Genomic DNA, 21,218 nt, shown 5'->3' with positions numbered 1-21,218 from the left:
AACATAAGTTCACGCATGGCGATAGCGGTTAACGCCTGATTTATGCGAGAAAGTTATAATAAAAAATTACGTCACCCCTTTCATAATGCATAAGTGCGCCACCTTACGTTTTAGACGTCTAAACATCTATATTGACACCTTAGACTAACGGCTAGATAATGGCGTTAACATTTTTAATCTGTTGGCAGCTATGTCTCAAAATATAACAACAACACCAAGCAATGAATCCGTGCAAGCAAATTACAAAGCTTTGCTGCCTTTTGCCCTTTTTCTTTTAGTCTTTTTGGGCACAGGTATTGTGCTGACCCTGCAAGGTGTCGACTTCGCTTTTTATCAATTACCCGCCAGCATCGCTATTATTCCTGCGATTATTTTGGCTATCGCACTCGGCCAAGGCAACGTCAGTACAAAGATTGGGCAGTTTATCGCTGGTGCCGGACACCAAAATATTATTACCATGTGCGTCATCTATTTACTCGCTGGTGCCTTTGCCACAGTCGCAAAAGCAACGGGTAGTGTTGACGCGAGCGTTGCATTGGGATTATCGCTTTTTCCTGAATACTTGATATTGCCAGGGTTATTTATTGTTGCTGCTTTTATGTCTACAGCGATGGGCACTTCAATGGGGACGATAGCAGCAATAGCGCCAATCGCTTTAGGGTTTACGGAAACGGCTTCGCTAGACAGTGCACTTGTCGCGGGTACCCTAATTTCGGGAGCGATTTTTGGTGATAACTTATCAATTATCTCTGATACCACCATTACTTCAACGCGCAGCCAAGGTGCTCAAATGAAGGATAAGTTTCGCGTAAACTTTAAATTTGCCCTACCCGCTGCCCTGTTGTGTATTGTTATTCTAACGCTACTTGCAGAGCCAGTGCCTTATGAAGGCAACTTATCAACCGATGCGATTGGCTTAATTCCTTATTTAGTCATCCTGATTCTTGCTTTGTCAGGCGTAAACGTTTTCGTTGTACTTGTCGTCGGTATTGTAGTGGCCGCTCTCATAGGTATGTTGCATTATGATTATCAGTTATCTGCCTGGATAAACGATATCAATACAGGTTTTGCTAGTATGCAGGATATTTTCATTCTTTCGCTGTTTATTGGCGGTTTGAGTGAAGTTGTGCGCAAGCAAGGCGGTTTGTTGGCTTTGACCAACGGTATTAAGTCATTGTCGCAAAAATTAAGTAAAAATAATAAGAAACGCGGAAACGGTATTGGTATTGCGGCGCTAGCATTTGTGACTAACTTTTTTACGGCGAACAACACAGTTTCTATCATCATTACCGGTGATACGGCAAAAAATTTAGCAAATGAAGGTGACATTAAACCAGCCCATTCAGCAAGTTTGTTAGATATTTTTGCCTGTATCAATCAAGGTTTATTGCCCTACGGCGCGCAAGCATTGTTGCTCGGTGCAACCTTGCAAATATCGCCAATAGATGTGGTTAGCTATGCCTTTTATCCGATGATCTTATTTTTTGTGGCAGGCTTTACCTTCTGGCGCTTAACAAAGCAGTAGTCGTTGATATAAACGGATAGATAGTGAGGTGTCAGACTCTGCACTGACACCTATTTAGAGAAGTATTTGATGAGCTGCGTTTAAGTAGACGGTTGCTCTTGGTCGATTTGCTCCGAAGGCAAGGCGTTTATGACAGCTTTAACAAGCGTTGCTAACGGAATGGCGAAAAACACACCCCAAAAGCCCCACAAACCACCAAAAAAGATTACGGCTATGATGATGGTTACCGGATGTAAGTTAACCGCCTCTGAAAATAGTAGCGGTACTAACAAGTTACCATCTAATGCTTGGATAATACCGTAGGCCAACATGACGTAGCCAAACTCAGCGGTAAAGCCAAATTGAAACAACGCCACTAGCATAACAGGGATGGTTACTAAGGTTGCTCCTACATAAGGCACTAGCACCGAAAAGCCTACCAGCACGCCCAATAATACCGAATAGTTTAAGCCCAAGAACGCAAAAGTAATGGTAGACACGCCACCGATAATGATAATTTCAATCACTTTACCACGAATATAATTCATGATTTGCTGATGCATTTCTTTGCCAACTTGCGAAATTTTCTCGCGATCTTTTGGCAGGTATTGAGTAATAGCAGCAATCAGTGGTGCTTTATCCTTCAAGAAAAAGAAAACCATTAAAGGGACCAAGATACAGTAAACCATAAGGGCTACAACATTAGATATTGAACTGATAGACGCCTTTAAAGCGACCTGTCCCCAATCTAATAGCGCTTGTTTGATATTCTGAATAACACTTTCTACCTGATCGGCTTGCACGAGCTCAGGATATTTTTCGGGTAGTGTTAACAAATATGACTCGCCTTGCGCAAACATAGCAGGCGTTTCTTGCAGCAAGTTAGTACTTTGTTGCCAAACAATAGGCAAGATTCCAAACAACGTGATAATCGATACGGTGATAAATAGCGTGACTATTACCGTTGTTGCCAGCGGCCTAGACATGCCGGTACCGATCAGTCGATTGACCGGTAAGTCGAGTAAAAATGCAATAGCAAGCGCCACTATAACTGGCATAAGCAAGTGGCTGAAAAAATAAAGTAAGACAGAACCTACCGCAAGCAACAGCACAAGTACCACTGCCGCAGGGTCTGAGAATTTACGTTTGTACCATTGGGAAAAAATATTAACCATGCAGAAACCTAGCGCGTAATAACAATTTCTATATTGTTGTTTTCTAAAGTCGTGATGGTATGGGGGATTTGCTTACGTTTAAGGTAGCGAGGTATATCTGATTTAGAACCTCCATCGGACAATAAAACCCAACAACGGTCTCCTTGTGCCATCTTGTTCAAAATCACCCGCGTTTTAACCAAAGGCAACGGACACTTTTCTTGTGTACCGTCGTAACGATATTCCATAGCATAAACCCATACTAAGATGCTCACAGTATAACCGCTTATCTGCTGAAAATCTTAGTAAAAATCATTTTTTTACACTTGCTAACAATTCTAACTACGATAAAAGCCGTAACATCAGCAAAAGCGTAAATAAAATTGAACTTTTCGGCTAATTATGGTCTTAAAAAAGGTTAAGACAAGTCACAAATAACCGTGTTATATTGTCGCCAGCCATTTTTTCATTCAAAACTGGATATTATAGCGTTGTTGAAGTTTAAACCTTTATTGCTAGCCACTTGTATTGCCAGTACCGCACTTGCACCGCACAGCTTTGCCTTGCAAAACGATAAGAATAAGCTGCCAGAAATCGGGTCTGCAGGCTCAAGTGTACTTAGCGTAGAGAAAGAGCGCCAAATTGGTGATGCGATGATGCGCCAATTGCGGGCCACACAACCTATTTTGCACGATCCAGTGTTAACTGAATATATCAATGATATTGGCAATCGTATGGTGAAGCACGCTAACGATGTCAATTATGGTTTTGAATTTTTCTTTATTCGTAATCAAGAACTAAACGCTTTTGCCTTTTTTGGTGGCCATATTGCCATTCATACAGGGCTTTTAGTCGCTGCTGATACAGAAAGTGAGCTAGCGTCAGTTATTGGCCACGAGATTTCGCACGTAACACAGCGCCATTTAGCGCGCCGTCTTGAATCGCAAAGTAACAATCAACCTGTTGCGGTAACAGCGTTAGTTTCAAGTATTTTACTGGCGTTAGTAAACCCAACTGCCGGTATGGCGGCCTTGAGTACTACTATGGCTGCAAGCCAACAAGCAAGTATTAACTATACCCGTGGTAATGAGAAAGAAGCCGACCGTGTTGGGATTGCCTTGTTGTCCGCTAGTGGATTTGATCCTCAAGGGGCACCACAATTTTTTGCTAAATTGTCAGAAGCGTATCGATATAGCAGCAAGCCTCCTGCCATGCTACTGACTCACCCTTTACCAGAGTCTCGAATTACTGACGCGCGCCTTAGAGCGCAAAATATGCCTAGCGTGCAATTACCGCCAAGTTTGGCGTTTGAATTGTCAAAATCGCGAATAAAAGCCCGTTACCAAGGCAATGCAAAATCGAATATTGCCAACTTTAATCACCAACTCAATAGAAACACGTATGCCTTAAAAGAAGCGGCAGAATATGGTTTAGCGCTTTCGCTTTATGAAAACAATCAGGCGGAAGACGCAAAAGTCATTCTAGAGTCTTTGCGCAGTAACGATCGCAATAATTTGTTTTATGTCGACGCGTTATCAGATGTTTACATAAAAACAAAAGAATTTGATAAAGCCACCGATATGCTTTCGCAATTGGCAAGATTAATGCCCAATAACCAAGTGGTCACGCTTAACTACGCCAATGTATTGCACGAAGCGGGTCGCAATGAAGAAGCCGCTCAAGTACTTCAGGATTTTTTATTAGTTAAACGAGATAACTTTCTCGCCTATGACTTGTTAACCAGTATTTATAAAGAGTTGGATAAGCCTGCATTAATGCACTCAGCCAAAGCCGAGGTATACGCGATGCTAGGCGTCTATCAAAAAGCGATAGATGAATTGCAAACAGGCTACAACTTTACTAAGAATCAACCGTTGTTAAGAAAACGGATTAAAGCACGTGTCCTGCAATTTCAGGATGCGCTAGACAAAGTAAAACGATTGTAAGGGATTTTTATGCTTACCATTTATCACAACCCACGCTGTAGCAAGAGCAGACAAACACTAGCACTGATCGAAGAGTCAAATACTGACGTAACAATAGTAGAGTATTTAAAAACACCTTTATCGGCAGAGCAGATTAGTGAACTGCGCAAGCAACTGAACTGCAACCTGATTGACATGATGAGAACCAAAGAAGCAGAGTTTAAAGAGCAAGGGTTGAAAGGTGCTGACGATGCTACCTTGCTAGCGGCGATGGTAAATACACCAAAGCTTATTGAACGCCCTATTGTATCTAATGGCAACGAGGCGGTAATCGGTCGCCCGCCAGAAAATGTCTTAACCTTGGTTAATGCATAATGGCTAAGCAACTTTTTGCTACAGATACACTGAAAAAAATAGCATTAGTCGCGTATTTTTCGCTGTTAATCTATATGCCTTTGTGGTTGTTATTTATCAACCCCTCAGAGGCTTTATCACCGGCACTTTCATTATCTCTATTTTGGTTGCCGTTACTCTTCCCCATAAGAGGGTTAGTAAAAGGAAATCCATACACTTACGCATGGACGAATTTCATCGTGGTATGGTTTTTCCTCCATTGCTTAACCACACTTTGGGTATCTCCTTCCGATATCATATGGGCGTCTATCGAGCTTGTATTCGTCACAACGTTGTTTTTATCGGCGACATATTATGCGAAATATAAAGGCCAAGAACTGGGTCTAAGTATAAGAAAAAAGAAGGATTCAACACATGATTAAACAAAGAAACTTAGCGTTACTCCCGGTAGGCTTGTCTGCGTTATTGTTATCTGCCTGTGGTGGCAGTAGCAGTGATAGCGACCCTATCGATCCGGATCAAGTCATTGCAATTGCTGCAGCAGATGAACAGTATTCGATTGGTGAGTCCATTGAGTTTTATTTGGCTAGCAGCGCTAATGCAACAGATATTAGCTGGAGCGTTTCGGGTGCAGGCGTAAGCGCACCGGCAGCGCCATCTGCAAAAATGATTGCCGTGACACCGTCATCGCAAGGTACAGTACGAGCTTCTGTCACCTATACCAATGGTGCTGGTGATACAGTTAGTGGCGAGCAAACAATTAGTATTGATGCTGACGAGATAGATTTTACTGCTCGTCTAGGCCATGTTGTTCAAATGGGTAATAAAGTATCTCTGCGTGCGTGGTCAAATAGTGGCGCATCGGGTAGCTTTAGTTGGCGTCAAGTAGCCGGTCCAAATGTGTCGGTTGAAACTAACGATTTGGCTATCTTTTTTGACACGCCAAGCAACGTTAACAACGACACATTAATTACATTTGAACTGACGCAAGCAGGCTCTGATGATGTTGACCAAGTGTCTGTGCTTGTTGAAGCCGTTGATGAAATAGCAAATGATGCTTATTTCGACACGCGTGTGGCGAAGGTCTTTCCGTATCGTGCTAACTCACCATACGCAAGTGTGTTGCAACAATGTGTTTACTCTAATACGTTAGAAGATTCATGTTCTTTAAGTAGCTTACCGCTGCTTGCGCAGGACACTACCACTCCATCTGTAGACGACGTGATGAATCGTGTTGTTGTCTCACATGAATGGATGGGTAAGCGTTTTGAAGATTTTATGCGCAACTATGATACTAACGGTGATTTTAGAAACTTGCTGCGCGCAACAACTGCCGTCGTTATCTCGTATGATGTGCGTCCATCGTTTTACTGGGCGGTAACGGGCGCTATTTATTTAGATGCCAACAACTTTTGGTTAACGCCAGAAGAGCGCGATACCATAAACGAAGCACCTGATTTTCGTGCTGGCTTTGGTAATGAGTTGCAGTTTGAAGTACCATGGCGTTACGTTAAAAATAATGACTACGTAAACACCTATGTGCCGAGTAATCTTCGTATAACTCGCCCTGAAAGTTACGGCGTTAATCGCTTAATTTCATTGATGTATCACGAATTGGCGCATGCCAACGATTTCTTCCCAAGCACTACGTGGGCGTCGGCAAGTACCAACCAGTCTGTTTTGCAAGCAGCAATTGCTAATACGTGGAGCTCAACTGACCTCGACGTGGCTATTCCGTTAACCAGCCAAGAAATGTTGAATTTAGCGCAAGTTAGCTTCCAAGGTGAGACTGCGAGCGAAACGCAAAAAGCGTACATGCCCGCTGACGTGACGGTATTTTTTACCAGTGACCACGCAAATAGCTACTACTCTTATTCAACCATTCGTGAAGATTTTGCGATGTTGTTTGAAGAGCTGATGATGCAATATCGCTATGGTATTTTACGCGATGTTGCCGTAACGGGTACTAGCGATACTAACTACATGGTGGACTGGGGACAACGCGGTCGTGTAAATGAGCCAGACGTGTTACCACGCGCTCAATTTGTTTTATCTCGTGTTATTCCTGAAATCGATGTTGATGATGCAGCTGCATCATTAATAACGCCAATTCCAATGGAACCTGACGTAAATTGGTTCGACAATATCAACATCGGTCCTAACAATGGTGCTGCCAAAACTGGCAACAAGCAACCGTTTGGCCATGGCCCACAAAATCTACCTTACTATCACAAGCCTATTCCGGTGAGAAAATAAGGTTTAAGAAACAAAAACGCCGCTTTAAGCGGCGTTTTTTATGTCAGAATTTCTTTGATAAAAGGAATGGTAATCTTTCGTTTTTCTCGAATAGACGCTTTGTCGAGAATATCCAAACAATGGATCAAATCAGCAAGCTCTCGTGAGTAATGATTTAATAAATAGCGCCCAACGTCCTCTTGAAGAATGATGCCACGTTGTTTTGCGCGGTAGATAAGCATCGATAGTTTTTCATTGTCGCTATAGGGCTTTAACTGTTCGGTATAGCCCCAAGACAACCTTGATAATAAATCGGCTAATTCAAAATCGAGCGCCTGTACCGAGGTGTTCGATGAAATAACAATCTGCTTGTGTTGTTCGATAACGCGATTAAACAAATCGAATATGGCTTGTTGCCATTGCCCATTTCCCTGCAAACATTCAATATCATCCAAACAAACAACATCTAACGATTCTAAGCCAATTAATACGTCTGTCGGCATACTGACTAGCTCAGATAGTGACAAACATAAACTGGTTAAGCCTTTTTGTTCGGCTTCAGCACAACAGGCATGCAATAAATGCGACTTGCCCACGCCTTGATGACCAAACAGGTAAAAGCTATTTACTTCGTTGTTACCTTTACTGGCGATAAATTGCTGCAACAAACTTTTGCTCGCATGATTAGTATCACCAAGAAAACTTTCAAATGTCTCGTCGTCGGGTAATTGCACCGACAACGTTAATTGCGCCTGCTTATTGCTCATATTGCCAAGAAAATAACGGGATACTCACGACGGTGTCAGCGCTATCTTCTAGCACTTGGTCGCTCTCTTCATCTAACGCTATAGATGTTTGCGTTTTTAATGACTCTTCACTGTCAGTGGCTTCACTTGAAAGTGGCGTAATAAAGTCAGACTCTTCTATGTCGTCATCTTCAGTGTAAGGCATTACATCGCCTTCCTGCAGTTCTTCTGTAGCAGGTTCAACAATACCTTGGTCGATTAGTAATAATTTACTGCCTAGGCTAACGGTCGACATAAAGGCCTTTTGGGTGCCGATTACTGAAACCTTAAAACGTTTTATCTCTTCGTCGGCATAGACCAGTTGAATCGATTTAACCGCCGCTAAACCTTGCAAATACTCAGTCAATGCCACAAATGACTTCATCGATTCAATGTCCTGCACTTCCATCTCAAACTCACTAGCAACTGACGTATCCAATGCAAATTGATTAAGTAAAATTTGTGCTAAGTTAGCCATTGCTTTAGCCACGAGTTGGTGCTTATCTTCACCTTCGTATTGTAAATTCTCTGTGGTATTAGAAAACGTCAATTGCTCCGAAACGTAACGCCATTGCACCGTGTATTTGTTTTCAGGTAGTTGGAATACCAATAAGGTCAATGCTGCGTTTGCACCTAGCTCGTCTGCCGCTTCAAAAACTAAATCATCATTAAATGCACTCACGTACGAGCTATTTAAATCGATCTGCTCAGCTTGTGCTTGCGCCGTAAACGGTAAACCATGTTGCTGCGCCAGCTGGTAGATATAATCTGGTAAAGGGGCGAGTGGTTTTTCATCAGGTTCTGATGACTCTTCTTCAGCAACCTCTTCACTGCTTTCCACTCGGTAGCCTGGCAGTGAGTTATCGACAAAGAACAAGGTAATTTCTGGGCGCAGAGGGCCCCACAGAGGTAGTGCTTGTTCAGTAATCAGGCGATTAATTTTATTTTCATCGAAACGCGCAACAACAAACAACTCATCATCTTCTTTGCTGTATCGATATTGGGAAAGATATTGGCGATAGTTTTGCAGTGCTTTGTCTATGGTTTTGTCGCTAAAATCGACTTGGCGACCAGCGACACGTTTTATCACTTGCTTCATGCCCTGCTGAATAGCTTTTGTGCGTGTACTTGTCGACTGATTTTCTACCGCTGTTTTTGCTACGTAAAGATCGCGAACTTCTGCAGAGAAAACAGAAAAACTTACAAAAACGAACACGATGAAAGCGAATTTTTTTATCATAACCACACTTGAGTAATTTTTATTTGCGCTAAGACGTACATTTTGCCATTTATTTCGAACTTAGATCAAAAATAATTTTTATCCCTAGGCAAGCACTGGTAGAATACGCGTTTTATTTTATCCCATTATTAATCATTGTTAAGGAATCCCCTCGTGAGCGAACAAAAACAGTCTCTAAGTTATAAAGATGCTGGTGTTGATATAGACGCAGGTAACGCGCTTGTTGAAAATATTAAAGGTGCAGTAAAACGTACCACCCGTCCAGAAGTTATGGGGGGCCTTGGTGGTTTTGGCTCTGTATGCCAATTACCAACAGGTTACAAAGAGCCTGTGCTTGTTGCAGGTACTGACGGCGTAGGCACTAAGCTACGTCTTGCCATTGACCTTAACAAACATGACACTGTCGGTATCGACTTGGTTGCGATGTGCGTTAACGATCTAATCGTTCAAGGTGCAGAGCCGCTATTTTTCTTAGACTACTACGCGACAGCACATTTAGATGTCGATGTTGCATCAAGTGTTGTTAGTGGTATTGCTGAAGGTTGTGTGCAATCAAACTGTGCGCTAGTCGGCGGCGAAACTGCTGAAATGCCTGGTATGTACCACGCAGGTGATTACGATATCGCAGGCTTCTGCGTAGGTGTTGCTGAAAAATCTCGCCTATTAGATGGTAGTAAGGTAGCTGCAGGCGACCAACTTATCGCATTAGGCGCTTCTGGCCCTCATTCAAATGGCTATTCACTGATTCGCAAAGTATTAGAAGTAAATGGTACCGACACCAATGAAATGCTAGGTGACAAATCTATCGGCGAACACTTACTAACGCCAACTAAGATTTACGTAAAATCAGTGCTAGCGCTACTTGCCGATGTTGATGTACACGCCCTATCTCACATTACCGGTGGTGGTTTCTGGGAAAACATTCCACGTGTATTACCACAAAGCGCGCAAGCAGTAATTAATGAATCAAGCTGGCAATGGCCTGAAATATTCAATTGGTTACAAGAAAAAGGCAACATTACTCGCCATGAGATGTACCGTACGTTTAACTGTGGTGTTGGTATGATTATCGCTGTTCCTGCTGATGCGGTTGAGCAATCTCTAGAGATTCTTACTGCCAACGGCGAAAAAGCATGGCATATCGGTGAAATTGCTAACGCTGCTGCTGACCAAGAACAGGTTGTGATCAAGTAAACACATGAGTAAAAATATTGTTGTTTTGATTTCAGGTAGTGGCTCCAATTTACAAGCCATTATTGATGCAAGCGAGTCAAACTATCCGGGTAAAGTTGTTGGCGTTATTTCGAATATCGAAGGTGCGTACGGTCTAACGCGTGCTGAAAATGCAGGTATCGCAAATCAAACGCTTTCTCACAAAAGCTTTGATAGCCGAGAGGACTATGACGCTGCCTTGATAGAAACAATAGATGCGTATAAACCAGATGTCGTTGTGTTGGCAGGATTTATGCGTATTCTTACCGCTGGTTTTGTGCAACATTACCAAGGTAGGTTACTTAACATCCACCCTTCACTTTTGCCAAAATATCAGGGGCTCAATACACATCAACGAGCGCTTGATGCAGGTGATAAAGAGCACGGTGTTAGCGTTCATTTTGTTACCGAAGAACTTGATGGTGGCCCTGTTGTATTGCAAGCTAAAGTCCCTGTTTTTGACGGAGATGAAGCGCAAGACCTTGCAGCAAGAGTGCACCAACAAGAACATCGCATCTACCCGCTTGTGGTTAAATGGTTTTGCGAAGAGCGTCTCAAAATGATTGGCGAACAAGCACAGCTTGACGGACAAGTGTTACCACAAAGTGGTTATGCAAATGAAGATTAAAAAAGGAGCCTAACGGCTCCTTTTTACTAGCTGATGCTCAAGATTCTTTTTAAAAACTACCAACCGGTGGTTTGTGATAGTGAGCTTGTTCCTGCCCTTGCAACACAATTTCCCCTTGTTTAAAAACAATCCATTGTCCTGGTTTGATCTTATGCCAGGTTTCATTGCCGGTAAGTGGTCTTGTCGCGATGACAGAGACAATATCGTGATCTGTCGTTTCCTGTTTAAAATCAACGGACATTTCAGCATCTAAAAGACTCGCCTCGCCAAAAGGCGCGCGGCGTTGAATCCAATTTAGATTATTGGCGCAATAAACAAATAAATGCACGCCATCGGTCAGCGTGATATTAAACACACCCAGTTGATTTATGCGCTCACATTGTTTTGCAATAAAGGCAAACAATACGTCAGCACTAGGCTCTGTTTTGCCAAATTCAAAGTATAGCGAATCAAGTAAATAGCAAAACGCATGCTCGCTATCAGTTTGTCCTATTGGTATATGGGCTTCCAGTGACAAATGCTTGGTGACATCCGCTAACTGACCATTATGCGCATACGTCCAATTCTTTCCCCACATTTGTCGAATAAATGGATGGGTATTCTCTAAACTAACTTCGCCTGAATTAGCTTGCCTGATATGGCATATCACTGCTTCACTTTTTATCGGGTATTGGGTGACTAAAGTGGCGATTGGTGATTGCGCGCTAGGCAATGGGTCTTTAAAACTGCGGCAACCTTTACCTTCATAAAAGGTAATGCCCCAACCATCTTTGTGCGGGCCGGTATTACCGCCTCGCTGCATCAAGCCACTAAAGCTAAAGCATATATCCGTTGGCACATTGGCGCTCATCGCTAACAATTCACACATCGATTAAAGGTCACCGTTTTATTGAAAAAAATCATTATACCTAGAGCCTGATGTTTTTAGCGATAATTTTTACTGTCATTGGCAAACAACAACTACACTTACTAACAGAAATTTAACGAAAAGTTATTGCTATTTATGTGTAGAAATATTATGTTTATAGAGTATCTGGTCTGACCTCGTACCAACGAGGCAATTATGAGGAGTGATTGTGGATATACTCATTTGGGTTCTAGCTGCCATTGTGCTAGGTGGTTTTATGGCGTACTCGCGCGCAAAACTTGCTACCTTTACATTAGCGTTCGCTGCGTTAATGGCGATTGGAACTTTCGCAAATATTATCGGTTTATGGAGCTGGATCATCTTTGCTGTGATCATGGCACCACTTAACTTAGTTAACCTTAGAAAGCAATTTATCAGTGCCCCATTGCTAAAACTATTTAAAGGTATCATGCCTGAAATGTCTTCCACTGAAAAGGAAGCATTAGAAGCAGGTACAACTTGGTTTGAAGCAGATCTTTTCCGCGGTGCACCTGACTGGAATAAACTACATAATTTCCCACAACCGCGCTTAAGTGCTGAAGAACAAGCGTTTATTGACGGTCCTGTGGAAGAAGTATGTCGCATGTTTGACGACTGGGAAGCGACCCATGATCGTGCAGACATGTCGCCAGAAATCTGGCAGTACTTAAAAGATAATAAATTCTTCGCCATGATTATCAAAAAAGAATATGGCGGCTTAGAATTTTCTGCATACGCACAATCGCGTGTACTTCAAAAGCTAACAGGTGTAAGCACCATTTTAGCAAGTACCGTAGGCGTACCAAACTCTTTAGGTCCGGGTGAATTACTACAACATTACGGCACTAAAGAACAACAAGATTATTACCTACCACGTCTTGCAAAAGGCGATGAAATCCCTTGTTTTGCATTAACTAGCCCTGAAGCGGGTTCTGATGCCGGTGCAATCCCTGATTTTGGTGTTGTAACTAAGGGCGAGTTCGAAGGCAAAGAAGTGTTAGGTATGAAGCTAACATGGGACAAGCGTTATATTACACTTGCTCCTGTAGCAACAGTTTTGGGTCTTGCATTTAAATTGCGCGATCCAGACGGCCTATTAGGTGATACTGAAGATTTAGGTATTACATGTGCCCTTATCCCAACCAATATTGAGGGTGTTAAAACAGGTCGTCGTCACTTCCCATTAAATGTGCCATTCCAAAATGGTCCAACGCAAGGTAACGAAGTATTCGTACCGTTGGATTTCATTATTGGTGGTCCGAAAATGGCGGGCCAAGGCTGGCGTATGCTAGTGGAATGTTTGTCTGTTGGCCGTGCAATTACGTTGCCTTCTAACAGTACAGGTGGCGTAAAATCTATTGCTATGGCGACAGGTGCATACAGCCGCATTCGCCGCCAGTTCAAATTACCTATAGGTAAAATGGAAGGCGTTGAAGAAGCAATGGCGCGTATCGGTGGTAATGCATACCTGATGGATTCCGTTGTTACTTTATCAACAGGTGCTATTGATTTGGGTGAAAAACCGTCGGTAGTATCTGCAATTGCTAAATATCACCTAACTGAAAAAATGCGTAGCTCAATCACAGACGCTATGGATATTCATGGTGGTAAAGGTATCTGTATGGGTCCGAATAACTACCTTGCACGTGGATACCAAGGTGCGCCTGTTGCGATTACGGTAGAAGGTGCAAACATCCTTACCCGCTCAATGATTATTTACGGTCAAGGTTCGATTCGTTGTCATCCTTATGTGCTTGCAGAACTAGAAGCAGCAGCTAACCCAGATCTTAAACAAGCGACAGATGACTTTGACCATGCATTGTTTGGACATATTGGTTTCTCTATTAGCAATATCTTCCGTTCAATTTGGTTCTCATTAACAGGTGCTCGTTTTGTTAAAACGCCTGTGAGCGACAAAACCGCTCGTTACTACCAAATTATGACACGCTTTAGTACAAACCTAGCGATGTTTTCTGACATTGCGATGGCAACGCTTGGCGGTGACTTAAAACGTAGAGAGCGCATTTCAGCTCGTTTAGGTGACGTATTGAGCTACTTATACATGGCATCAGCAACACTTAAACGTTATAACGATGATGGTCGTCTAGCTGAAGACTTACCGCTTGTTGAGTGGGCAGTAGAAGATAGTTTATTCAAAGCACAAACAGCGCTTGATGAATTAACTAAAAACTTCCCAAGCAAGCTTGTTGGTAAAGTAATGGGTCTTATCTTGTTCCCATTCGGTAAAGGTCTTAACAAGCCAAGTGACGTTACTGATCACAAAGTTGCACGCATCATGCAAACACCAGGTGAATCTCGTAATCGTTTGGGCAACGGCCAATACTTGACGCGTGACGAAGGCAATGTGTTAGGCACCTTAGAGCAGACGCTTGATGATGTACTAGCAAGTGAGCCAGTATATGAAAAAGTATGCCGTGCTGTTGGTAAGAAGCTGCCATTCTTTAGACTTAATGAAGTTGCAGACATAGGCCTTGAAGCCAATGCAATTACTGAAGAAGAAGCTGAGTTATTGCGACGCACAGAAGTTGGACGAAAAGCAGCTATCGACGTGGACGACTTTGACCACGCAGATATGGCGGCAAACGTCGAATTCAAATAACAAAAAAGGCGCATTAAGCGCCTTTTTTTATACCCTACAAACGCTATAATTGAGCATATCAATATCATAAAAATAGGTATATCAATGTTAATTACTGTTCCAGAGCTCGTAGCTAAGGCACGTGAAAACGTAAACTGTGTTACTGCTGCAGACACCGCGGCTAAGGATTTATCGGGCGCACTAATTGTCGATGTCAGAGAACCGCAAGAATTTGCACAAGGCGCAGTTAAAGGCGCTATAAACATTCCACGCGGCGTATTAGAAATGCAAATGCTTAACTTACACCCTAATGCCGAGCAAACTATTTATGTCCATTGTGCAACTGGAGGCAGAGCAACATTAGCGGGTGAGCAACTTGCTCGCATCGGCTACAACAATGTTCATGTTATTACTTGTAAGTTTGAAGATATTGCTAACGCTTTTAATCATTAACCGTTCTTAATAAAACAATTGCTTTCTTAGCTAACTACATGATTTTAATGGGGAGAGTTTGACTTTCCCTTGTTTTCAGCGCACACCTGTAACAAACAAAAATGTACCACTTATGGTAAAAAATATGTAAAGTATCGGACATAATTGTTCGTCAGAAAACAAGCGCATTTTTAAGGACTGCTTTACGCATGCTTTCTTTTTTACCAAGTTTCATATTATTTCCTATTGGCGTTGTATTGCTGAGCTTAAACCTAGCATTCGCTGGTTCAACTTTGTTTATTGGTGGCATTTTTAAGTTGCTACTTCCTTTCGCCTCAGTGCATCGCAAAATACTTGTGGTGATGAACGGTATTTTTAGACTTTGGGCACTAAATAATTATCTCGTTATCATGTTGCTAAATAAAACAACATGGACCATCAAAGGCGATGAAGGGCTTAACCGTGAGTCATGGTATTTGTTGATCGCAAATCATATCAGTTGGTTGGACATATTCGTTGTTGCTCATGTCGCTCGCAAACGCATACCAGAACCTAAATTTTTCTTAAAAGAAGAACTCAAAAAAGTACCTTTTATTGGTATTGGTTGTTGGGCTTTAGATATGCCTTTTATGAAGCGCTACTCTCGATCTTTCATCGAGAAAAACCCGCACCTGAAAGGAAAAGATATAGAAACAACTAAAAAGTCTTGTGAACGATATAAACTCGCGCCAACCACCATTATTAATTTTGTTGAAGGCACGCGCATAACGGAAAGTAAACACAAGCAACAACAAAGCCCGTTTCGTAATCTACTCAAACCTAAAGCAGGTGGCATTGCTTTTACTTTAGCCACCATGGGTGAGCAGTTTGACAAAGTATTGAACGTGACTATTTGCTACCCTGGCACTGAGGGGCACACAATGAAACGTTTACTTAGTGGCAAATTGACTGAAGTTGTTGTAGATATCGAGCAAATTGATGTGACCGATGAAATCGTTGGTAATTACTTTGAAGACGAATCATTTCAAGCTTCTTTTCAAACCTGGTTGAATGATTTGTGGTTAAGAAAAGACGCAAATATAGACAAATGGATGGGTCGATAAATTTACGCCATGTTTGCATTGCTTATTTGTAAAAAAAACGTTAATTTATTGTTACGTTATTTTATGGACGTTAACGTAGATGAGTGAAGTTATAGAAAAGAAAGGCTCCATTAGGCGTCGCACCAAAGGTGAAAAAACAAGGAAGCAAATTCTCGATGCGGCAATTACCGTGCTTGCCCAACAAGGCATTAAAGGTACGACCCACCGAGCAGTTGCAGCGGTTGCCAATATTCAATTGTCGCTAACTACCTACTATTTTAAAGATATTAATGAATTGGTCCATGAGGCTTTTTTATTGAGCGCTAAAGAAACGCAAGCGCGCGTTAATTCAGCATGGGATCAAGCCTTTGAAGTGGTAGAAGCGATTGAAAAAGCACAGCTAAGAAAAAAAGCCGTGCGTGAGCAACTATGCAATACTTTAGCGGATATGTCGGCGCAGTATATTTACCACAAATTAGAGGAAGAACAGGAAGCTTTAGCTGTTGAGCAGTTAATGTTTACGCAAGCCAAGTTAATTCCTGAGCTTCGAGAAATAGCGCTGCAGCATAAACAAGCGTTAATCACACCGTTTATGAAGCTGTGCGGTTACTTTAACAAAAAATATGCGGATATTGATGCCGATATTATGTTGACGATATATACCCAGTTAGAATACCGCAATCTAGGTATCCCTGTTGAGTTGCTAGATATTGAAGAAATTCGAACAACAACCTACCGAATTCTCGCCCTGTTAATGGGTGTACGAACATAAAAAAACGATGCTTATGCATCGTTTTTTTCAGCTAAAAATTAACTTATCCGTCGCCAAAGTGCTCGAGAAATCATTCTGATTTTTGTTGGCAGCTTCATTCGTTTCAAATTAGTTTTAATGATGCCCTGTGTAAAACGTGTTTTCTTGCTGTAATCAATGTTTACGTCCAACACTACTGGTTGGCTTTCAGCCGCTAACGACAAAGCCTCTGCTATTTTGCTCTGTACATCATCGTTTGACTCAATGCGCACATACTGACAACCGCTCGCCGTCGCTAAAGCTTCAAATCTAACATTCGGCAAATTAGTGCATGTAGTGCGATTGTATGGCGTTTTTTGGGCTTGTGAAATTTGTGCTAAATCGCCGTCATTAAAAATGGTAAACACCGCTCCCACCCCGCGATTTGACGCAGTAAAAAGCTCTGTTTGGCTCATCAAAAACGCGCCATCACCAATTATACCCACTACTGGCAATGATGGGTTGGCAAGCTTACAGCCAATCACAGCAGGGATCGCATAGCCCATACAGTTAAAATCTGTTGGCGAAAAAAAGTGTCTCGGTTTTAAACATGGCATCAGTTCAGCAGACAAGAATGTATGATTACCGTCGTCAGCAATAACATAACCATCTTCTGGTAACTGCTGCCTTAGCGCATTAAAGAATACGGCTGGATTAACCCTATCCTTGCTGTCGTGCGCAAGCCATTCTTTTTGGTAATTCGCTTTATCCGCTGCAATTTTGCCCTGTATTGCAGCCTGCTGGTTTTCACTGCCTAGGGGCTTAATGGCTTCGGCAAGCTCTGCTAATGCTAAAGTGGCATCTGCTTCAATTGCTATTTTAGCTGGGTAGTTCTTACTAAACACGGCAGGATTAATATCGATATGTATTAGGTTTTCAGGTACGGTAACGCCAAAGCTTCCTGTTGGTATTTCCGAAAAACGAGTACCTATGGCAAGTAAACAATCGCACTGCTTGAACGCGTTTGTTGCCGCTGGCACGGCTGCCGGACCAAAACCCATGCCAGTATGCAGTGGGTGGTTGGCCGGAAATGCACTTAATCCTTGTAATGTCGTTGATACTGGCGCATTTAGTTGCTCGGCAATAAGCGTCAATGACTGGCTAGCATCTACACCACCCCAGCCGACGAAGATGCCTGGATTTTTAGCTGATGCGAGTAATTTAGCCGCTTTTTGAATAGCTTCACGAGCATCAAAGCTAAGTACAGGTGCTGGTTGTTGGTATGTAGGAAGATGTGATACTTCCCCTTTATCTAGCTGTAAATTCACTGGAATCTCAACGAATACCGGTCCTGGTTCACCTGTTGTTGCTTCTGTGTAGGCGTCAAAAATAGTAGGAACAACGTCTTCGTAAGTGGTCACTTTATAGGTTTTCTTAGTGATCGGCTCAAGCATCTTGTGTTGATCCATATCGTGCAGCTGATACTCAAATTGTGAATCTGTACGAACGCCACCACTGATCACTAGCATAGGAATACCGTCTAAGTGGGCTTCCCCTATACCACTCGCTGCATGCGTAGCACCTGCAGCAGGGACAATCACCAAGGTACCTATAGAATCACTTGAGCGGCTTATAGCATCAGCCATAAACGCGCCGTAACCCTCGTGAGTAACAAGTACAGGATCAATAGTGTCGGAATTTTCTAACTCATCATAAATTTCAGTATTGTGCACGCCGGGAATACCAAAGGTATGTGTCACTTTTAACTGTTCTAACGCATATCTAACAAGCCACGCTGCTGTTTTTTTCATTGTTATGTTCCTATTGTTTTGCGTTTAAAATTGCTTTCGCACAATGTTTAGCCGTAATAATGCAAGCGGATAAAAAGGTACCTTCGAGCGATCTAAAGCCGTTCATACCACCGCCACCAAACCCTGCCGCTTCTCCAACCGCATAAAGACCCGTAATTTTCTGTTCTTGTTGATTAAGTACCTGAGAATCGAGGTCTGTTTTTATGCCGCCAAGGCTCTTACGGCTGATGAGTTGAAGCTTGATAGCAATAAACGGCCCTGATTTTTGATCTTGGATCGCGCCGGGTTTGCAGGTTCTTAACTTGTCGGCTTTCCACTGCCTTGCATGTCGGATACGACGAACTTGATCGTCATCTTCAAAAAACCCCTCATTGAACTGCTGATCATAACTGTCTAGCACATGCTGTAATTTATCAGCAGAAATGTAATCTTGATCTGTTAGCCCATTCATTTTGTCCGCTAACGCCTCAACCGTGTCTGCCGCGATAAAATCATCACACTCGTCGAGCATTTGATTAATGAGGCGATGATTACCAAACAGAATTTCTTTTAAAAAGCTAAATAGTTTCTTATCTCTAATGGAAGGATTGTGCAAAGAGCCGGATACCGCGAATTCTTTAAGTGCGATTTTTTTATTTAAAATTTGCCACGTCCAAGGTTTTTCTTGCTCACTCACGCGTTTGCAAAGAAAATTGGTGTCAAACCCGGTAACCAATGGGTCAGGGCCAATACGCTGGCCACTATGATTTAACCATAACGCTGATTTACATGGAATTAAGCTTAAACCATGACCATCGAATTCTGCTTGAGGATGACGTACGCCAGCAGCGTAGTTCCACATTTTATCTTGATGCGTAACCGCTCCGCCGACAGCTTCTACTGCTTCATGCAATTTGCCATCTGATATAGGATTAGCGCCATTTAACATGGTCTCAGGCGGTTTACCCCATGGTTTGTACCAGTTTTTCTTAACCTGCTCTGTGGCACCATTAATGCCGCCACAGGCAATAACTACGTACGAGGTATCTATGGTAAAAGTGTCGTTACTTTGTTCATTTTCAACTTCAACGCCGACAACCGTGTTATCGTCAATTAACGGGCGAATTACTTTGTGTTGATACAACACCTCTACTTTACCGTTATCAATATAAGGTTTCAGTTGTTGCCATACCGTTTCCACCAGGTTCCAGCCTGTACCCCATAACACATGATATCGTGGCAATGAGTTTCCCGGTGTGTGCAAGCCGCGTTCTACCCAGTTAACGGCAGGTAGAAAAGACATACCTAATCCTTTTAACCAGTCATACACCAAGCTTTTGTTTTCTTGTGCATAAGCGTTGGCCCACTGCTTTGGCCAATGATCATCTGCGTTAAAATCTGCAAAACTATGAATATCGTTCAACAGATTTTTTGGAGAGTCTGCAATTTTTGCACGTTTTTGTTCGGCTGTTTCACAAAGCGCCATACCACCAAAAGCCCAGCGAGCTAAGCCACCAATTCTCTCGGGTGTATCTCTGTCTACAATAACAATATTATCTGCGTGCTTAACGAGCTCTAGCGCAGTAACTAAACCTGCTATTCCACCGCCAGCAATAACGACGTCTTTTTTCTTCATATGATTAACCTATTGAGCCGCTTTTAGTTTATAGTGCATCAAGCAAGAATAGAAAACTATGGTAAAAAAAGCCTAACAAGTATGTCGACTCTTTCCAGTGATCAGTTTATTAGCACGCTTTATTGTCAGGCCCACCAGGTGCCGCTGGCTAATTTTAGAGATTGGGCGTTAGATTTATTACAACAAGTATTACCGTTTGACGGTGCGATATGGGCGACAGGCCATATCGAAACGCAGGAGTTTCATACCCAAACAACGGTTGATGTTTCACCTCAAATTTTTGCCTCGCTTAAAGAAACCTTGGCCATCAATCCGATCTTTGACGCATTGAAACAAACCCCGGGTCGGCCGATAGATATGGCTGATGTAATCTCTGATGAAAAATTTTATGCCCATCCACTCTACACTAAGTGTTTTAAACCTTATGGAATCGAACGCATATTAAGCTCTATTCATACCAATGAGCGTTCCGGCATATTTACCCTACTCACCTTGTATCGCTACGACAGAGATAATGGATTTTCTGCCGAAGAAAAAATGCTACAACAATCCCTGTTGTTTCACTTGTTATGCGCCGATACACATCGACAAATGCTTGCCTTAGAGAGTACTTCAGGCGATAGCCAAGGAGTAAGCGCCATTGTTGATAACAAAGGAATTTATCACGCAGTAAACAACGACTACTTGGACTTAATTGAAAGTTATATTGAAAATCAACAAGCTGCGGTTGCAGAGTTCATCGCGCAAGGGATGCAGCAGTTTGCGGTAGGCGAATTAGTGTTTACGCTCAAACCTCATGGAGAGCTATTTGTTTTAACGGTGAGATTAACCCATGCGCTTGATAAGCTCACACAAAGAGAAAGTGAAATCGTTCAAGGCATTTGCCAAGGGCAAACCTTTAAGCAAATAGCGAAAAGTCTTGGTCTGTCACCTTCGACAGTTTCAAACCATTTGTATCGAATCTATAACAAGCTCAATATAAATAGCCGAAGCGAATTAGTTGCATTAAGCCAATAACTGATTATC

Annotated in this window: 19 protein-coding genes; 12 read left to right on the top strand and 7 right to left on the bottom strand. The window is 42.4% G+C overall.

Annotation, left to right across the window (positions count from 1 at the left end; all coding sequences use genetic code 11):
- Positions 1-190 precede the first annotated feature (190 nt).
- Entirely contained in the window at positions 191-1,525 is a 1,335-nt protein-coding gene (locus tag QUD85_RS06360) for a Na+/H+ antiporter NhaC family protein (protein WP_093330109.1), read from the top strand.
- 80 nt (positions 1,526-1,605) lie between these two features.
- On the opposite strand, the gene QUD85_RS06355 is transcribed toward QUD85_RS06360, so the two are convergent.
- Together QUD85_RS06355 and QUD85_RS06350 are read right to left on the bottom strand one after the other, a co-directional pair.
- A complete protein-coding gene (locus QUD85_RS06355) occupies positions 1,606-2,679 on the bottom strand; it encodes an AI-2E family transporter (protein WP_093330107.1) in 1,074 nt (357 codons plus the stop codon).
- 8 nt (positions 2,680-2,687) lie between these two features.
- Entirely contained in the window at positions 2,688-2,933 is a 246-nt protein-coding gene (locus QUD85_RS06350) for a sulfurtransferase TusA family protein (protein WP_093330104.1), read from the bottom strand.
- A gap of 216 nt (positions 2,934-3,149) precedes the next feature.
- Between QUD85_RS06350 and bepA the strand changes: the two genes are divergently transcribed.
- The 4 genes from bepA to QUD85_RS06330 are packed head-to-tail and all read left to right on the top strand — an operon-like array spanning position 3,150 to position 7,193.
- Positions 3,150-4,604, top strand: coding sequence for a beta-barrel assembly-enhancing protease (bepA, locus tag QUD85_RS06345; RefSeq protein WP_245732118.1), 1,455 nt, complete (start codon positions 3,150-3,152; stop codon positions 4,602-4,604).
- Positions 4,605-4,613: 9 nt separating this feature from the next.
- Complete coding sequence (gene arsC, locus QUD85_RS06340; protein WP_407705090.1) at positions 4,614-4,958, top strand: arsenate reductase (glutaredoxin); 345 nt, start codon at positions 4,614-4,616, stop codon at positions 4,956-4,958.
- On the top strand, positions 4,958-5,359 hold the full coding sequence (locus QUD85_RS06335; protein WP_093330098.1) for a DUF2069 domain-containing protein: 402 nt from the start codon (positions 4,958-4,960) through the stop codon (positions 5,357-5,359). Before arsC ends, QUD85_RS06335 begins: the two co-directional genes overlap by 1 nt.
- Positions 5,352-7,193, top strand: coding sequence for a hypothetical protein (locus QUD85_RS06330; protein WP_093330095.1), 1,842 nt, complete (start codon positions 5,352-5,354; stop codon positions 7,191-7,193). The genes QUD85_RS06335 and QUD85_RS06330 overlap by 8 nt, the downstream gene beginning before the upstream one ends.
- A 38-nt stretch (positions 7,194-7,231) precedes the next feature.
- Here QUD85_RS06330 and hda read toward each other — a convergent pair whose 3' ends face one another.
- On the bottom strand, positions 7,232-7,939 hold the full coding sequence (hda, locus tag QUD85_RS06325) for a DnaA regulatory inactivator Hda (RefSeq protein WP_093330092.1): 708 nt from the start codon (positions 7,937-7,939) through the stop codon (positions 7,232-7,234).
- A complete protein-coding gene (locus tag QUD85_RS06320) occupies positions 7,929-9,197 on the bottom strand; it encodes a DUF2066 domain-containing protein (protein WP_093330089.1) in 1,269 nt (422 codons plus the stop codon). The genes hda and QUD85_RS06320 overlap by 11 nt, the downstream gene beginning before the upstream one ends.
- A 153-nt stretch (positions 9,198-9,350) precedes the next feature.
- On the opposite strand from QUD85_RS06320, the gene purM reads away from it, so the two are divergent.
- Both purM and purN read left to right on the top strand, forming a co-directional pair.
- Positions 9,351-10,391 carry a phosphoribosylformylglycinamidine cyclo-ligase gene (gene purM / locus QUD85_RS06315; RefSeq protein ID WP_093330086.1) on the top strand — a complete coding sequence of 347 codons (1,041 nt, stop codon included), beginning with the start codon at positions 9,351-9,353 and terminating at the stop codon, positions 10,389-10,391.
- 4 nt (positions 10,392-10,395) lie between these two features.
- Positions 10,396-11,037, top strand: a complete 642-nt coding sequence (gene purN / locus QUD85_RS06310) for a phosphoribosylglycinamide formyltransferase (protein ID WP_093330083.1) — start codon at positions 10,396-10,398, stop codon at positions 11,035-11,037.
- A gap of 49 nt (positions 11,038-11,086) precedes the next feature.
- Here purN and QUD85_RS06305 read toward each other — a convergent pair whose 3' ends face one another.
- Complete coding sequence (locus tag QUD85_RS06305) at positions 11,087-11,905, bottom strand: class II glutamine amidotransferase (RefSeq protein WP_093330081.1); 819 nt, start codon at positions 11,903-11,905, stop codon at positions 11,087-11,089.
- Between the two features lie 208 nt (positions 11,906-12,113).
- On the opposite strand from QUD85_RS06305, the gene fadE reads away from it, so the two are divergent.
- The 4 genes from fadE (at position 12,114) to QUD85_RS06285 (ending at position 16,808) form a co-directional block, all read left to right on the top strand.
- Positions 12,114-14,543, top strand: a complete 2,430-nt coding sequence (gene fadE, locus QUD85_RS06300; protein ID WP_093330078.1) for an acyl-CoA dehydrogenase FadE — start codon at positions 12,114-12,116, stop codon at positions 14,541-14,543.
- A gap of 84 nt (positions 14,544-14,627) precedes the next feature.
- Entirely contained in the window at positions 14,628-14,975 is a 348-nt protein-coding gene (locus tag QUD85_RS06295; protein ID WP_093330075.1) for a rhodanese-like domain-containing protein, read from the top strand.
- Positions 14,976-15,163: 188 nt separating this feature from the next.
- Positions 15,164-16,057, top strand: coding sequence for an acyltransferase (locus tag QUD85_RS06290; RefSeq protein ID WP_093330073.1), 894 nt, complete (start codon positions 15,164-15,166; stop codon positions 16,055-16,057).
- Positions 16,058-16,136: 79 nt separating this feature from the next.
- Positions 16,137-16,808: a TetR/AcrR family transcriptional regulator gene (locus QUD85_RS06285; RefSeq protein WP_093330069.1), complete on the top strand. Its 672-nt coding sequence runs from the start codon at positions 16,137-16,139 to the stop codon at positions 16,806-16,808.
- A gap of 38 nt (positions 16,809-16,846) precedes the next feature.
- On the opposite strand, the gene QUD85_RS06280 is transcribed toward QUD85_RS06285, so the two are convergent.
- Positions 16,847-18,577, bottom strand: a complete 1,731-nt coding sequence (locus tag QUD85_RS06280) for a thiamine pyrophosphate-binding protein (RefSeq protein ID WP_093330067.1) — start codon at positions 18,575-18,577, stop codon at positions 16,847-16,849.
- 10 nt (positions 18,578-18,587) lie between these two features.
- On the bottom strand, positions 18,588-20,192 hold the full coding sequence (locus QUD85_RS06275; protein WP_093330064.1) for an FAD-binding dehydrogenase: 1,605 nt from the start codon (positions 20,190-20,192) through the stop codon (positions 18,588-18,590).
- An 81-nt stretch (positions 20,193-20,273) separates the two neighbouring features.
- Here QUD85_RS06275 and QUD85_RS06270 point away from each other — a divergent pair, with 81 nt between their 5' ends.
- On the top strand, positions 20,274-21,209 hold the full coding sequence (locus QUD85_RS06270) for a response regulator transcription factor (protein WP_093330194.1): 936 nt from the start codon (positions 20,274-20,276) through the stop codon (positions 21,207-21,209).
- Positions 21,210-21,218 lie beyond the last annotated feature (9 nt).

Origin of the sequence: Thalassotalea agarivorans, assembly GCF_030295955.1 — a bacterium.
GTDB lineage: Bacteria > Pseudomonadota > Gammaproteobacteria > Enterobacterales > Alteromonadaceae > Thalassotalea_D > Thalassotalea_D agarivorans.
Note: the sequence above shows the minus strand (reverse complement) of the source record. Positions and strands in the feature narration are given on the sequence as shown.

Excerpts from the sequence above, each read along its gene's own strand:
- QUD85_RS06270 (WP_093330194.1), top strand. The coding sequence starts at position 20,274 with ATGTCGACTCTTTCCAGTGATCAGTTTATTAGCACGCTTTATTGTCAG.
- QUD85_RS06360 (WP_093330109.1), top strand. The coding sequence starts at position 191 with ATGTCTCAAAATATAACAACAACACCAAGCAATGAATCCGTGCAAGCA.
- QUD85_RS06330 (WP_093330095.1), top strand. The coding sequence starts at position 5,352 with ATGATTAAACAAAGAAACTTAGCGTTACTCCCGGTAGGCTTGTCTGCG.
- QUD85_RS06285 (WP_093330069.1), top strand. The coding sequence starts at position 16,137 with ATGAGTGAAGTTATAGAAAAGAAAGGCTCCATTAGGCGTCGCACCAAA.
- QUD85_RS06305 (WP_093330081.1), bottom strand. The coding sequence starts at position 11,905 with ATGTGTGAATTGTTAGCGATGAGCGCCAATGTGCCAACGGATATATGC.
- QUD85_RS06280 (WP_093330067.1), bottom strand. The coding sequence starts at position 18,577 with ATGAAAAAAACAGCAGCGTGGCTTGTTAGATATGCGTTAGAACAGTTA.
- QUD85_RS06335 (WP_093330098.1), top strand. The coding sequence starts at position 4,958 with ATGGCTAAGCAACTTTTTGCTACAGATACACTGAAAAAAATAGCATTA.
- purN (WP_093330083.1), top strand. The coding sequence starts at position 10,396 with ATGAGTAAAAATATTGTTGTTTTGATTTCAGGTAGTGGCTCCAATTTA.
- arsC (WP_407705090.1), top strand. The coding sequence starts at position 4,614 with ATGCTTACCATTTATCACAACCCACGCTGTAGCAAGAGCAGACAAACA.
- QUD85_RS06275 (WP_093330064.1), bottom strand. The coding sequence starts at position 20,192 with ATGAAGAAAAAAGACGTCGTTATTGCTGGCGGTGGAATAGCAGGTTTA.
- QUD85_RS06355 (WP_093330107.1), bottom strand. The coding sequence starts at position 2,679 with ATGGTTAATATTTTTTCCCAATGGTACAAACGTAAATTCTCAGACCCT.
- QUD85_RS06320 (WP_093330089.1), bottom strand. The coding sequence starts at position 9,197 with ATGATAAAAAAATTCGCTTTCATCGTGTTCGTTTTTGTAAGTTTTTCT.
- hda (WP_093330092.1), bottom strand. The coding sequence starts at position 7,939 with ATGAGCAATAAGCAGGCGCAATTAACGTTGTCGGTGCAATTACCCGAC.
- QUD85_RS06290 (WP_093330073.1), top strand. The coding sequence starts at position 15,164 with ATGCTTTCTTTTTTACCAAGTTTCATATTATTTCCTATTGGCGTTGTA.
- QUD85_RS06295 (WP_093330075.1), top strand. The coding sequence starts at position 14,628 with ATGTTAATTACTGTTCCAGAGCTCGTAGCTAAGGCACGTGAAAACGTA.